The 14,753-nt window shown below is 41.4% G+C and carries 10 protein-coding genes and 1 pseudogene; 7 read left to right on the top strand and 4 right to left on the bottom strand.

Annotated features, from left to right (window positions below; translation table 11 throughout):
- The first annotated feature begins 50 nt into the window (after positions 1-50).
- Positions 51-800, top strand: coding sequence for a FadR/GntR family transcriptional regulator (locus VOI46_RS20630; protein ID WP_004587131.1), 750 nt, complete (start codon positions 51-53; stop codon positions 798-800).
- A gap of 219 nt (positions 801-1,019) precedes the next feature.
- Entirely contained in the window at positions 1,020-1,877 is an 858-nt protein-coding gene (locus VOI46_RS20635) for a DMT family transporter (protein ID WP_004587132.1), read from the top strand.
- A gap of 75 nt (positions 1,878-1,952) precedes the next feature.
- Here the strand turns inward: VOI46_RS20635 and VOI46_RS20640 are convergent.
- Both VOI46_RS20640 and VOI46_RS20645 read right to left on the bottom strand, forming a co-directional pair.
- Positions 1,953-3,132: pseudogene (locus tag VOI46_RS20640) on the bottom strand (MFS transporter).
- Positions 3,133-3,211: 79 nt separating this feature from the next.
- A complete protein-coding gene (locus VOI46_RS20645; protein WP_004587133.1) occupies positions 3,212-4,306 on the bottom strand; it encodes an NADH:flavin oxidoreductase/NADH oxidase in 1,095 nt (364 codons plus the stop codon).
- Positions 4,307-4,731: 425 nt separating this feature from the next.
- Here VOI46_RS20645 and VOI46_RS20650 point away from each other — a divergent pair, with 425 nt between their 5' ends.
- Positions 4,732-7,149 carry a TonB-dependent receptor gene (locus VOI46_RS20650; RefSeq protein ID WP_004587134.1) on the top strand — a complete coding sequence of 806 codons (2,418 nt, stop codon included), beginning with the start codon at positions 4,732-4,734 and terminating at the stop codon, positions 7,147-7,149.
- A gap of 92 nt (positions 7,150-7,241) precedes the next feature.
- Positions 7,242-8,825, top strand: coding sequence for a sulfotransferase (locus VOI46_RS20655; RefSeq protein WP_004587135.1), 1,584 nt, complete (start codon positions 7,242-7,244; stop codon positions 8,823-8,825).
- Between the two features lie 172 nt (positions 8,826-8,997).
- Here VOI46_RS20655 and VOI46_RS20660 read toward each other — a convergent pair whose 3' ends face one another.
- Positions 8,998-9,603, bottom strand: a complete 606-nt coding sequence (locus VOI46_RS20660) for a hypothetical protein (protein ID WP_004588796.1) — start codon at positions 9,601-9,603, stop codon at positions 8,998-9,000.
- 407 nt (positions 9,604-10,010) lie between these two features.
- Positions 10,011-10,607 (bottom strand): HD-GYP domain-containing protein, encoded by a 597-nt coding sequence (locus VOI46_RS20665; RefSeq protein WP_004589546.1) that lies wholly within the window; start codon positions 10,605-10,607, stop codon positions 10,011-10,013.
- Positions 10,608-11,036: 429 nt separating this feature from the next.
- On the opposite strand from VOI46_RS20665, the gene VOI46_RS20670 reads away from it, so the two are divergent.
- The 3 genes from VOI46_RS20670 (at position 11,037) to VOI46_RS20680 (ending at position 14,743) form a co-directional block, all read left to right on the top strand.
- Entirely contained in the window at positions 11,037-12,890 is a 1,854-nt protein-coding gene (locus VOI46_RS20670) for a CIA30 family protein (RefSeq protein ID WP_004589559.1), read from the top strand.
- Positions 12,891-12,974: 84 nt separating this feature from the next.
- Entirely contained in the window at positions 12,975-13,958 is a 984-nt protein-coding gene (locus VOI46_RS20675; RefSeq protein ID WP_232424014.1) for a histidine kinase, read from the top strand.
- Positions 13,955-14,743 (top strand): LytTR family DNA-binding domain-containing protein, encoded by a 789-nt coding sequence (locus VOI46_RS20680; protein WP_004589557.1) that lies wholly within the window; start codon positions 13,955-13,957, stop codon positions 14,741-14,743. Before VOI46_RS20675 ends, VOI46_RS20680 begins: the two co-directional genes overlap by 4 nt.
- Positions 14,744-14,753: the final 10 nt, after the last annotated feature.

Here is a 14,753-nt window from a genome sequence, read left to right on the forward strand (position 1 = left end):
GGCTATTTTAGCCTATTAGCCGCTATTCCTTAAGGTAATAAAGGTAGAATATGGGAAACCGTCGCTTATTTTGGCGCATTGTTGATAAAGTTGAAGCTTTGATAAACCAAGGAGAGTTTTCTGCTGGGAGTCGTTTACCACCAGAGCGAGAACTTGCCGACATGTTTGACGTAAGCCGCCCAACAATTCGTGAAGCTATTATTGCATTAGAAGTACGAGGCCGCGTAGAGGTCAAAACCGGCTCAGGCGTTTATGTAATAGAACAACAAGAAACATCTGTAAAAACTAAAGAGATCAGCGCTTTTGAGCTAACACAAGCTCGCGCACTCATTGAAGGTGAAATAGCCGCACTTGCCGCTCAATCAATCACCGATGAAGAACTAGCTCAATTAAAGCAAACGCTAATAGCCATGGAAAAAGGCTTATATGTAGAACAAGCAGACCGCGAGTTTCACGAAATTATAGCGCGTGCTACACGTAACAAAGCCCTTGAGTATGCGGTGGCAAATTTATGGGATTTACGTTTAAACAATTCACAAATTGTAGCTGATTACGGCAGTGTGTGTAAAAACAATAACGATTGCGTAATGGATGAGCACACCGCTATTTATAATGCGCTGCAAACACACGATGCAAGCGCCGCACGTACCGCAATGCATAAACACTTTAACCGTTTAATTAATGCATTATTTGACGCGGTAGAAGCGCGTGCGCTTGAAGAAATCAAACGTAAAAATGATGAAAAACGTGGCCTTTATTCTTTAGATGGCCTAGTTAAAAGTGCTAGCAAAACACACTAAAACGACCTAAACGTTTATAAGCCAGCGATCTATTCGCTGGCTTTTTTATTTTAAGACACTCAGCTTTTGCCTTTAGTTATGCATAATCAGCTACGCTAATTCATCGCACATATTAGTCACTCCCTCCCAAATTTAATGTGTATGCCATACAAGCTATTACTTAGCCAATAAAAAACAGATACACTGCGCAAAACTAGACGATTGTTACCAAGGAAAACAATGCAATCATCCACTAAAGACTTTTTGCTCGCGCTTGTGTGCGTTATTTTAGCAATGATCACAATTCAATCTGGCGCCTCATTTGCTAAGCAGTTATTTCCGGTCGTTGGCCCCGAAGGCACTACTGCACTTAGGCTTGGCTTTTCTGCACTTATTTTGTGTTTAATATTTAAACCGTGGAAACACCTACCAGCTAAGGGTAATCGGTTATCAATTGTGGTATACGGTTTAAGCCTAGGCGGAATGAACATTTTATTTTATTACGCCATTGAGCGTATCCCTTTAGGGATTGGTGTTGCGCTTGAATTTACCGGCCCATTAGCGGTGGCGTTATTTAGCTCACGCGCTAAGCGCGACTTATTTTGGGTGGCGTGTGCAATTGCGGGTATTTTACTGTTACTGCCCGATATGAGCAGCCAAGAAAGCCTAGACCCAATTGGCGTAATACTCGCGCTAGGTGCCGGTGCTTGCTGGGCAGCCTATATTTTATTTGGCAAAAAAACCGGCACACAAAGCTCAGGCGGCGCAACGGTCGCACTCGGCATGACCGTAGCAGCCATTGTACTTGTACCTTATGGCGGCATATTACAAAGCAGTGCGTTTACATGGAGTGTTATACCGCTGGGCATTGGCATTGCTTTTTTATCAAGCGCACTGCCCTATACACTTGAAATGGTTGCACTGCGTAATATGCCCGCTCAAGGGTTTAGCATTATGCTAAGTTTAGAGCCTGCATTTGCCGCCCTTGCTGGGTTTATTATACTTGGCGAGTTATTAACTTTGTGGCAATGGTTGGCTATTTTATTAGTGATTATAGCCTCGGTGGGTAGCTCATTTTCGAGTGTTAAAAAACAATAATCGCCTCTATAAAAAGGCCAGCACATAACTGCGCTGGCCTTTTAAATAACAAAATTTTATATAACTTGTATCGCGCTACTTTTTACTTGTCATTAAATAGCCGACTAGTGATATAACTGGCATACCCGCTGCCACTAACGCCACGCTTTCCCAGCCACCAGCTTCGTATAGCGGGCTTGCCATTAACGAGCCAAGCGCTCCGCCAACAAAAATACTGGTCATGTATATGGCGTTTAAGCGAGCTCGGCTTTGCGGCTCTAATGAATATACCACCCGCTGACCCAGCACCATATTTGCCTGCACAGCAAAATCAATAAACATGCCCGTTAGCGCTAAAATAATAATACCGTGTGGAAGCTCAAATATACTGGGTAAAAAGCACGCAGCAGCAATCACTTTTGCAAGTAACTATAACTGATGCGTGTAACCTTTGTCGGCTAAACGCCCAACAATAGGGGCTGCAATAGCACCAGCTGCGCCTACTAAAGCAAATAAGGCGATTTGCGATTGCGATAAACCATATTCTCTGGCTAATACAACCGGTACGCTGGTCCAAAATAAGCTAAAAGAGGCAAACATAAGCGCTTGATACAATGCCCGCTGACGCAGCACGGGCTGCTGTATTATTAGCTGCTTAAGCGATTTTAATAACTTAAAGTACGTTGTATTGTGTGCCGGTTGCCTGCTCGGTATAGCAAAATATATAACACTGGCTATAAATGCCATACAGCCTGCGGCAAAGTAAAATACGGCTCGCCAACCAAAATGATCGGCTATTAAGCTTGCAACTGGCCTGGCTAATAAAATACCCAGTAACAACCCCGCCATTATATTACCCAGTACTTGCCCGCGTTTTTCATCTGACGATAAATGCGCAGCAAGCGGTATTAATACTTGCACCGATACAGAGCTCGCCCCCACCAATAAGCATAATAGCAACATTACACTTGGGCTTTGCGCCAAGCCTGCGCCTATTAAACTTAAAAATGTTATGGCTAAGGTAATGAGCATTAAGCGTTTGTTTTCGACTAAATCAGCCAATGGCACTAAAAAAAAACAGTCCCATTGCATAGCCAATTTGTGTAAGCGACACAATAAAACTGGCGCTGTGCGCACTTAAACCCACATCGGGCGCTAATAGCTCAATAATAGGTTGGGCATAATAAATATTTGCCACAATAAGGCCACAGCACAGAGCAATAATGCTCACTAAGGTATTACTTATTTGCACTGGCTGTGCACGTGATTGGTTCATAAATAACTCTAATTTATAAATAATAAAACCCACTGCATATAAATGCAGTGGATAGCCATGGTAAATGTAAAAGTGTGGGTTACTTAATAGGTGAAGGCTGCCCATGCGGGCTAGATCGCAAGTACTGCTTAGGCGCATTAACGGTTGCACCAAGTTGCGCTGCAGCATGCCAAGGCCAATGCGGGTTATACAAAATACCTCGCGCTAGTGCTACGCCATCGGCTTGCTGCTCGCTAATAATATCTTCGGCTTGTTGTGGCTCAGTGATTAAACCTACGGCTATTACCGGCATACTTACTACCTCTTTAATAGCGGTTGCAAATGGTACCTGAAAGTTAGGTTTAACCGGTATTTGTTGCTCTGGGCTTAGCCCTGCTGTACTTACGTGAATAAAATCGCAGCCAAGCTTGTCTAATGCTTTAGCAAGCTCAATAGATTGTGCTAAATCCCAGCCACCTTCTACCCAATCAGTAGCAGAGATACGAATGCCTACCGGTTTATGGCTTGCAAATTCAGCTCTTAGTGCTTTAAACACCTCAAGCACAAGGCGCATACGGTTTTGCAAACTGCCCCCGTATTCATCATCACGCTTGTTTGAAAGAGGCGATAAAAACTGGTGTAACAAATAACCATGCGCACCATGTAGCTCAATTAAATCAAGCCCTAGCTCATCAGCGCGTTTAGCGGCGCTTACAAAGTCTTTAATTAATGAGTCTATGTCGGATTGGCTCATGGCTTTTGGCTCTGGGCTATTTTCGTCGTACGCGACTGCTGAAGGCGCAAGCGTTTGCCAGCCGTTTTCATCCGTTGGGCTTAATGCACCACCCCCATCCCATGGCTTTTCAGTAGATGCTTTACGCCCAGCATGTGCTAGCTGAACACCAATAGGCATAGAGCTATATTGTCTAACCGCTTTTAAACTTTTATCTAATGCTTGCTGGGTTTCATTATTCCAAAGCCCTAAATCGCCATAACTAATACGCCCCTCTGGATTAACCGCTGTGGCCTCTAAAATAAGTAACCCTGCCCCGCTTAAGCTTAACTGCCCTAAATGAATGGTATGCCAATCACTAGCTGCACCATTATTTGCTGAATACTGGCACATAGGTGCAATAATAATTCGGTTGTTTAATGTGAGTTGCCCTATGTTTAACTCCGAGAATAACTGACTCATTGCTTGCTCCTTGATGCGCACACATGTGCGAATTGAAATAGCTTACGATAACTAACGATAATGGGGATCAAACTTAATTTTTACAGTGCAAAAAATAGAATAAGTCATTACTAAAAAAGCTACCTCAAACGTTTTTTTATCAGGGCTTAAGAAGCATTAACAAACACAACAATTAGTGCAATTTTAAAAACGTGAATGGCTATTACTTTTAAACAATCATGCTAGCTGTATGTAACATGTACCTAATTTACTGAAAATCATTGGATGCGAGATGTATTTACATGAGTTAAGGTTTATTTTAACGCGCTATTTATTCCAAAAAAGTGAATTAAAATTCAATTTTATTATTCCCTGCCCCTTAACTCCCTGATAAACTGTTCACTTAATTTACTAATGTAAAACATTTGAACTGGGGATCACTTTTTATGTTTAAACCAAGCTTGTTAACCTTGGCTATTTCGAGCGCTGTATCTGGCGTATTTTTATTTCCTAATGCCGCACTTGCTCAAGAAGAAGTTGCAGCTAACAACAAATCGCTCGAAGTAATCGAAGTTACAGCAACAAGGCGCAGTGGCTCTGTGCAAAATGCACCGCTAAATATTACAGCGCTCGATGCCGATATTATGAAAGATCAAAATATCAGTGAGCTTGCGGATGTAGCACGCTGGGTACCTGGTTTAACAATTACCGATCAAGGTGGCCGCTCAGGCTCTCCTATCATTGTTCGTGGTTTAAACACTAACTCGTCTGGCCCATCATCAGATGGCGGTACAGTATCAACTTACATTAACGAAATTCCGGTTTCGGTAGATATGCGCTTGGTAGACGTAGAACGTGTTGAAGTACTTATTGGGCCACAAGGCACCCTTTATGGTGCGGGCACATTAGGCGGTGCAATTCGTTACATGCTTAAAGAGCCTGAGCTTGATTTTACATCGCTTGAAGTTTACGGCGATATGTTTCAAACCCAAGAAAGTGACTCTTTAGGTGGCGAAGGCGGGTTTATTGTTAACCTTCCTATTATCGAAGATGAACTTGCAGTGCGTGCAAGCTTAAACGTATATGAAGACCCAGGTTTTATTGATTATGCTTACACAGTGCGTGAGCCAGGTGTATCGCTTGCCGACCCTGATTGGAGCGATAGCGCTGCAGTTAACGAAAACATTAAAAATGTAAAAGACGCCAACGGCGAAACAACTACCACAGGGCGTATTTCTGTACGTTGGAAACCAAGCGAAACATTTGAAGGGACACTTAATTACTTTTACCAAAACCAAGACAGCGAAGGCCGCTCGATTGTTCATTACAACAGTTTAAACGATGATAATGGCTTAAGCGATATTGTAGGTAAATACGAGTCTGCTTATCGTTATGAAGAGCCCCGCGAAAAAGAAGATCAATTACTAAGCCTCGAGCTAAAAGCAGACCTAGGTTTTGCAGAGCTAGTATCGGCTACGGGTATTTCAAGCTTTGATGCCGACGGCCAACGCGACCAAACCGATTTACTTATTCGTCTTGATTACGGCTACGAAGAATTTCCAGCGTTTTCATCTTTCACGCGTGAAATTGAAGAAGAAGACACCTTCACTCAAGAAATTCGCTTAGTGTCTCAAAGCGACAGCGACTTTAACTGGATTGTGGGTGGCTTTTACAACAAAACAGAAACCGAAGCATCAAGTAGAGAGTTTACGCCTGGGTTTGACCAATTTGCTATCGATAACTTTGGTGGCGCTCAGCTAAGACCTGACTCATTAGAATACTTAGAGCTTACAAAAAGTAAAGTCACTGAGTCTGCGCTATTCGGCGAAGTTGGCTACCAAGTTACCGAAAAATTAGATATTACCATTGGTGCACGTTTTTACGAATACGATGTAGAGGCGCAAGCAGCATTTGACTTCCCGCTTGCAAATACACTTTATGGCGATGCAGACCCTGATGCAATCACCGTTGCTTACGAAAAAGACGAAGCAGGCGATAACGGTAACTTATTCAAATTTAATGCTAAATACCAGTTTACTAATTCAGTAATGGGTTATGTAACAGTAAGTGAAGGCTTTAGAATTGGCGGTTCCAACCTTCTAGCTGTTTGCCCTGATCCTATCCCTGAAAACCAGCAAACAGGATGTGGTAACGCTGACGAAAGGCTTTTTGATGCAGATACTACTACAAACTACGAGTTAGGCTTTAAAAGTACCTGGTTTAGAAGCCAACTACACTTTAATGCCGCGTTATTCAACATAGATTGGGATGATGCACAAATTACAGGCGCTACAGATGTAGGCCAATTAACGTACCTTTCAAACGCAGGCAGCGCAAATGCAAAAGGGATTGAAATTTCTTCCCGTGCGATTTTATCTGACTCATTCTCGGTTTATGCAACTTACGCATACACCAAAGCAGAGCTAACATCAGACGCACCATTTTTGTTTAATGCTGATGGCACCGATGGCGCAGAAGACGGCGACCGTTTACCGGGCTCGCCAGAGCATCAGTTCTCAATGGGTGTAAACTATCAAACAGATGTGTTTAACGACAAAACCCTTGATATTAACTACGGTTTAACCGCACAAAGTGATGTAATTTCAAAAGTAGGTTTGCATGACAATGGCGAAACCCTGCCAGGTTACAGCTTAAGTAATATTTCTGCTAAGCTAACGGCTGATGAGTGGTCTACTACTTTATACATTGATAACGTATTTAATAAATACGCCGTTACATCAGTACGTCGTTCAGATGCCGATATAACAACTGCAAACGGTGCCGACATACAACGTAACTACGGCCACTATATAAATCGCCCACTTACGGTAGGCGTTAAATTTAACTACAAATTTGAAATATAATTTATAGTCACTTTTAAACAATGTTTTAAGGCTCAAATTTATTTGAGCCTTTTTTCTTTATTAACGCGCAACTAAACAATAAAAATTAAACAATGCAGCCAAATTTAAAACAACTCCACCAAAGTGCAATTACACATTTAAACCAAGGCAATATTGAACTTGCTCATAAAGCCTTAGTTGAATTAGTCACTCAAAAAACCGACTTTGCTGATGGATACTTTTTATTGGCGATGGTTAATTTACGTGTTGGGCAAATTCACAAAGCCATAAAGCTAATAGAAAAAGCCCTTAGCCTTGGTAAAAGCATTGAATACAGCGCGCAGCTTGCAAAGTGTTACGCATTAACAGGTGAGCTTACCAAAGCCAAAAATACCGCTTTAGCGATACCCGTTGAGCAAATAAAAAAGAGTCTTGATGCCGATACCCTAGGTGTAGCGCTTACACAAGCAGGCCTGCACAAAGAGGCACTAAACTATTTTAACTGCGCAATTGAACTGGCTAACCATGCAAATAAACCGCAACCTCAGTTTTATTATAATTTAGGGGTAAGCGCTAAATTTTTAGGCCAATTTGAACAAGCCAAAAATGCCTTTGAAAGCGCCATTGCGCTAAATTCACTGCACCACGCAAGCCATTTCGCATTAAGCGATTTAACCAAAGCGACGCTGCAAACTAACCATATTGAACGCTTAAAAAACGTCTTTGAGCAAGTAACACACCCCGATGCAAAATTACACATTGGCCATGCACTTGCAAAAGAGTACCAAGACATAGGCAAGTTTGATGATGCGTTTAACAGCCTAGAGCAAGGAAAAGCCACTAAACGCGCTATACAGCCTTTTGATCATAAAAGCTCAGCCGCATTATTTGAACACATTAAACATTTAAGTGAGCAGAATAAACACGCGCTAACACACGGCAGCCCAACGCAAGAGCCTATTTTTGTATTAGGTATGCCCCGCTCTGGCACCACATTGGTTGAGCGTATTTTATCGAGCCACAGCGACGTACAATCAGCCGGTGAATTACAAGACTTTGGCCTAAGCGTTAAAAAATTAAGCCAAACTCAAACACCGCATGTGCTCGATACTCAAACACTCACTAAAGCGTATGAGCTTGATTTTAATCAGCTTGGGACAACGTATTTAAACGCCACTCGCGTAACCACCGGCAGCCATAAGCACTTTATAGATAAACTCCCGTTTAACTTTTTTTATATCGACTTAATAACCAAAGCCCTGCCAAACGCGAAAATTATTTGCATGCTACGCGACCCAATGGACACCTGCATTGGTAACTATCGCCAGTTATTTACCATTAATAACCCCTACTACGCATACTCGCTCGATTTACTCGACACTGCCAAATTTTACAGCCGCTTTTACAAACTCATGCAGCACTTTAGCGCCCTGCACAGCAATATAAAATTAGTAAAATACGAAGAGCTAGTCGCCCAGCCCGAGCAGCAAATAAAAGAGCTAGTTAGCTTTTGTAATTTAGAGTGGCAAGCACAGTGTATAGACTTTCACTTAAACACCGCACCGGTCTCTACGGCTAGTAAAGTACAAGTACGCCAACCACTTAACAACAAAGCAATTGGCCGTTGGAAGGCGTTTAAGCCCCATACTAATGCAGCAGTGGAGTACCTTTTAAAGCAAGGTATTAGTGTTGAATAGACGTTTTTTGGGTAGTAAGTGAACCTAAATAAGCGACTTGTGTAAGTGTAAGTCGGATAAGCGAAGCGCCATCCGACACAGTAAAATACCTTGCCAATTATTATCAATTTTTTATGTTGTCGGTGGCTAAAGAGTGCCATGAGCGGACGGTCGTAATGCTTCAAGAAGCGGTTCAGCTTGCTGCGGCCTCGGATTCTGCTAGACGAAAGAAAAAAGCAACGTACAACAAATTTAATTCGCGTAAAGCTGTGTATATAGGCTCAACGTGTTCGCTACCTGCACAAGCACCAGGTATGTCAACTAGTGCTAATGCTTCTGTCATTTTATTATCCAGTTTGACTGCAAGCTCATAGCAATTGTGATCCTTTAAAGATTGGCAAATAGCAATTGCCTCTGCCAAGACTATTTTTCTGCTCTCAAATGTTAATGAGTTATAGTCATCCGCGAACCTTTCACTTAAATCAGTTTTAATATCTTCACTTTTCTTCTTGCTTGAAACTACACAACAATAAACATTTAGAGTAGCTGTTACTTTTGCAAATAAGGGGCTATAAATTTCCTGCAACTTTAATATTGCAGAGCTTTTCGATTTTAAAATTTCTATTGAAATTACAGATTGCTGTTGAAGTTTGGTAATTTCTAGATCTTTTTCTTTGGTAATTTCAGCGACACGCTTAGTTTGAATAAAAGAAAATAACATACCCGCCACTGCTACCAAATATGGCCCACTAGCCTTTACTAGTCCTATAATATCAATAGATTGTGCAGTATTTTCCATGTTTCTTCCTTGAGCAGCTTATTAAAAACCATTTGGTGGCTTGTAACACACCAAACGGCGTATACTATAATAACCTAATAATTTCAACAATAATTACCTTTGTAAACAAGTATTTAAACAGCTAGGAATTAAGCATGTTATTTTGCCCCAAAACGACGTTTAATAATGTTATCGGATAAAATTAGGCTCCTACTCAAAAAATAGGAATAAATTTAACTTTTTCAGTGTCCAGTTATCGCACTTTGCCGAAGTCCGCCTAAGTGCCATTTGCAGACATTAGCAACGCCTGAGCTCAGGTGCATTTGAGACAACGCCTGCTTTTGCGTTAGCAAAAAAGTGGGTGGCGGATCAAATGTCATCTGCAGAGACTTTTTAGGCAGCGTTCACCGTATTCTAGGAACGAGCGTTTACGAGGCACGTGCCGAACTGGCCTTTATGACTTTTGTAAACAACAAAAAAATATTTGGATCAAACTTCGTGTCCACTTCATGCTTCAAGATATTCATAGTTTCAAGGTGCGATTTAGCCATGCGGTATGGCCTGCTAGTCGTCAGTGCATCATACGCATCAATGATCGAAAGTATTCGACTACTCAGGGGAATATCGGCACCAGCCAGTCCGTCTGGGTATCCGCTTCCATCAAATGCTTCATGATGATGTCTGACAATAGACGCGACCTCGTCTCTGTTTGTCAGGAATGTCTCACTAATTATTCTCTCACCGATAACCGAGTGAGCCTTTATCTCTTCCCTTTCATCAGGTGTGAGCTTTCCAGGCTTCGAGAGAACAGTATCACGAACTCCAATCTTACCCACGTCGTGTAATTGACTGGCAATACGCAAGTCATCTAATGAGGGGGCACTCAAATCGGCCGCACGCCCCACTTCCAACGCAAGCGCACAGACGCGGTCACAATGGCCTCTAGTATACGCATCGCGCGCGCACAATGCCGTAATGAGTGATGGGTAAGCATTTTCTTGATCTGGTGCGAGGGCAAAAGCCATTGAATATCTCTCCTTGTTCAGCAACGCCTAACAATTTAATAGTGCGCTCATCACGCATATTTTTGCTGACTTCAAGCTCATCTATCCACATTCCAACAAATAACCGAGGGTATTTCAAGATTTTAAATAAATTTAAATGTAGGATATACGCGTTGCTCGTTTGCTTGACTATATGAATAAACGACACAACTTTATCTATTAATTAGCCCTAAATTTAGCCATCCTCAATGACCGGTTATCGCTCATAGCGGCTCTTTAAAAACTTAATTTAGTTAGCCCGAGCACCCCACCACAACGCTTATTTACTTTTGTGTCGGTTCAACCTCTAATAATGTCGATTCAGATAAACATTAATGAAGCTGGTTAAAAAACTCGCTAAATTTCTTATCAACAAAACGCCAAACACCTATTTTGATAAGGAATATAGTCATGAACATTATTACAAAAACAGTTATAGCACTGAGTTTAGCAAGCCACTTTAGTGCGTATGCCATTGACCTGCGGGTCGATAACATTCGTTTATACCAAAGTAGTTCGCAAAGCTTTTCTGCGCCGAGTTCGCTGTATATTGATGATGGTAAAATAGTAAGTATTACTAAAGCGACTGACCAACGACAAAACGCCGATAAAACTATTGATGCTAACAACCAATATGCAATACCTGGTTTAATTGATTTACATGTACATTTGGGTTCATCGGGTAGTAACTTTACTGAGTTTCAGTATTTGCCGGTTAAATCGCACTTTAATTCTAACTTGTATTTAGGCGTAACAAACATTGTTGATTTGTTTTCATTTGAGCAAACCCTAAACGAAGCCGCTCAATTAAAAGCAGCCCAGCTAACCCCTAACCTTTTTTATGCGGGGACTTTGTTTACCAACCCTGGCGGACACGGCACGCAGTTTGGCGGCCACGCATACGAAATTGCAAAAGATGAAGACATAGCAGCGCTATGGAAAAAACATATAAGCACTAATCCACATGTAACTAAAGCGGTTATTGAAACCTTTGGCGGTGTGGGTAAATCGTTAACTGATAGCCAATTAAGCGAGCTAGGTAAACGCTCTAAAGCGGCTAATTTACCGTATTTTTTGCATGTTTCTACACTAAATGATGCTAAACGCGCTATTAAAGCCGGTGCAACGGCTTTAGCGCACGGTATTAATAGCGAAGCGATTGACGATGAGTTTATTACGCTAATGAAACAGCATAATGTAACCTACATTCCTACCCTTGCGGTGTATCATAACCATAGCGATGAAAAGCATAACCACACTATTAGCTCTCAAAGCGAGTTACTAAAAACCATTCCCGAAAAGCTTCAAGGGTGTTTGTTTGAAAACGTGCCTGCACCTTCAAAATGGAAAGAGCACGCGTGGGTAGAGCGTAAAACCGCTTATGCAAATATACAAAAACTACATAAAGCTAATATTACTATAGGCACAGGATCTGATGCCGGAAACCCTTACACGCTGCACGGTACTGGGTTACATAACGAGTTAGATGCACTTAAAAAAGCGGGCCTAACAAATGGTGAAATAATTAATGCGGCCACTGTTAACGGCGCAAAAGCGATTAATAAAGCCAAGAGCATTGGCAAGCTGGCTAATGGCTTTGAGGCAAGCTTTGTACTGCTTAAGCAAAACCCGCTTGATGATATAAACCACATTCATACTATCTCAGAGGTTTACAAATCAGGTATACAAGTAGACCGCCCAGCCTTAATTGCGCAAAACAAGGCTATAACACCACAAGGCCCCACTTGTAATGAAGAAGTTAAAAGCCGCCAAGCTCAGCATGTTATTGATGATTTTACCGGTGATACACCATGGCAAGCCTTGAGCGACTCGGTAATGGGTGGTCAGTCTGTGGCAACACTTACCACGCATAAAAACAGCTTAACTATTGATACAACCATTACAAAGCCGACCAGCTTTGGCGCGTGGGCAGGCGCTGAAATAAAATTTACATCGCCGGCTGATGCCTCATCATTTAAAGGTATTCGACTAACATATAAAGGTTCAAGTACGCCTTTTGCCCTGTCTGTTTATCATAGTGATGTAAAAGATTGGGATCACTTTAGTGTACTTTTAAAGCCGCGCGATGAGTGGACAACGCTTGATATTCCTTTCACTACATTTAAACAATTTGGCTTTGGTAGCCCCGTTACGTGGTCGGCCACTGAATTAACTGGAGTTAACTTAATGTGGCGTAAAATGCCAGGCGCAAGCAATGAGCCATTAAAAAATACATTACAAATCAAAGAGCTAACATACTTTTAAAAGAGTAGCAGTCAAAACACAAACTCTTTGGGTTTTGACTGTTTTTTGTTATGGTTTAATCAATTACAAAAAGAAGCACCTATTATGCTCAAACATCCTTTTTATAAATACAGCTTTTTTATTTTACTTGTTGTAGATATTGCTTATGCCCTTGGGCTCATAATTGCTAACTCTGCACCTTTTACTGCGGGTAGTGCACTTGCTGCTACCGTATGGTTTGTTACTTTTTACTGGGCTCCTGTTTGGAGTGCGGCAGCAGTTATTTTTTACCTGCGCAATAAACACATTAACAAAATAGCGTTTGAATGGTTAATAGCTGTTGTATTTATGGCACTCGGTAATGTACTTACCGATATAGTACTCACACAGCTTTTTGATGGGCACAAATCGATGGGGGTGTTTGTTGTTTTTAACGGCTTACTTTGGGGCTCGTGTATTTACTTTACCAGTATTTTTATTGAAAACAAAAAACGCGCAACAGCAGAAAAACACGCGCTTAAACAAGCCCAACTTGCTACATTGCGCTACCAACTAAACCCACATTTTATGTTTAATAGCTTAAATACAATTTCGGCTTATATTCATACAAACCCCGATTTAGCCGATGAAGTACTGCATGAACTGGCTGACATTTTAAGGTACTCCCTCGACACGGCAGAGCAACAACAAATACCTTTACAGCAAGAGCTTACAATAATAGAAAAGTACCTAAATATTGAAAAAGCCCGCTTTGGCGATAAACTCAAAGTTAATTACCACATTCCCAATACGCTTAAAAACATATCGCTGCCCCCGCTACTTATTCAACCAATTATTGAAAACGCCATTAAACATAACGCCCAACAAACGTCGTTAATACTTAATATAACGCTTAGTGAGCTACCTAACGGCGTTAAAATACAAATTAGCGATAATGGTAAAGGGTTTTCGAGCGATGTTATAAAACACGGCCATGGCAGTGGTGTAGGAATGAAAAACATACTAAAACGCGTTAAACAACTTGGTAAAAGTAAGGTACTACTGAGCAATAATAATGGTGCAGTGGTTACGTTGGAGCTAACACTATGAGCAGCAAAAACCAGCCAAACACAATGACTAAAATGCGCGTATTATTTGCCGATGACGAGCTTCCCGCTCGCGAAAAATTAAGCCATCAATTGAGTTTAATGGAGCATGTTGAAGTAGTGGGTATGGCCACAAATGGCAAAGAGGCCATTTCATTAATTAATGAGCTAACTCCGGATGTGGTATTACTTGATATACAAGTGCCTGAAATTAACGGCTTAGAGCTTATTGATTTACTTAACTACCAGCCCATTATTATTTACACAACCGCGTATGACCAATTTGCAATTGAAGCTTTTGAGCACGCCTCAACTGACTACTTACTCAAACCTTTTCCTATTGCTAGGCTAAAAAAAGCTCTCGCCAAAGCGCAGCAACAACTAGAGCTACAGCGTGCCCACTGCCAAGTTAACAACCCAGAACACGAGCAAACCTTTACATTAACCAAAAACACCATAAATAAGCTCATTAGTAAAAACGGTGAGCGGATATTTTTACTCTCCCCAAGTGACATTAAATTTATTAAATCGGAGCAAGGCAATAGTTTGGCGTGGAATGGCGATACATTTCATCACTTAAGCGATACACTCGATCAACTTGAACATGCCCTAGTAGCAAAAAACTTTGTACGAATTCATCGAAGTTATTTGGTTAACGTTGACCACATTAAAGAAATACAGCGTTGGTTTAATGGCAAATTGATGGTGATTGTAAATGATGATATTAAATCTGAACTAAGCACCAGCAGAGCCGGTGCCGATAAACTAAAGCAATTGCTACATATTTAACTTATCTAAA

It is taken from the genome of Pseudoalteromonas sp. CuT4-3, assembly GCF_035666335.1.
GTDB lineage: Bacteria > Pseudomonadota > Gammaproteobacteria > Enterobacterales > Alteromonadaceae > Pseudoalteromonas > Pseudoalteromonas atlantica.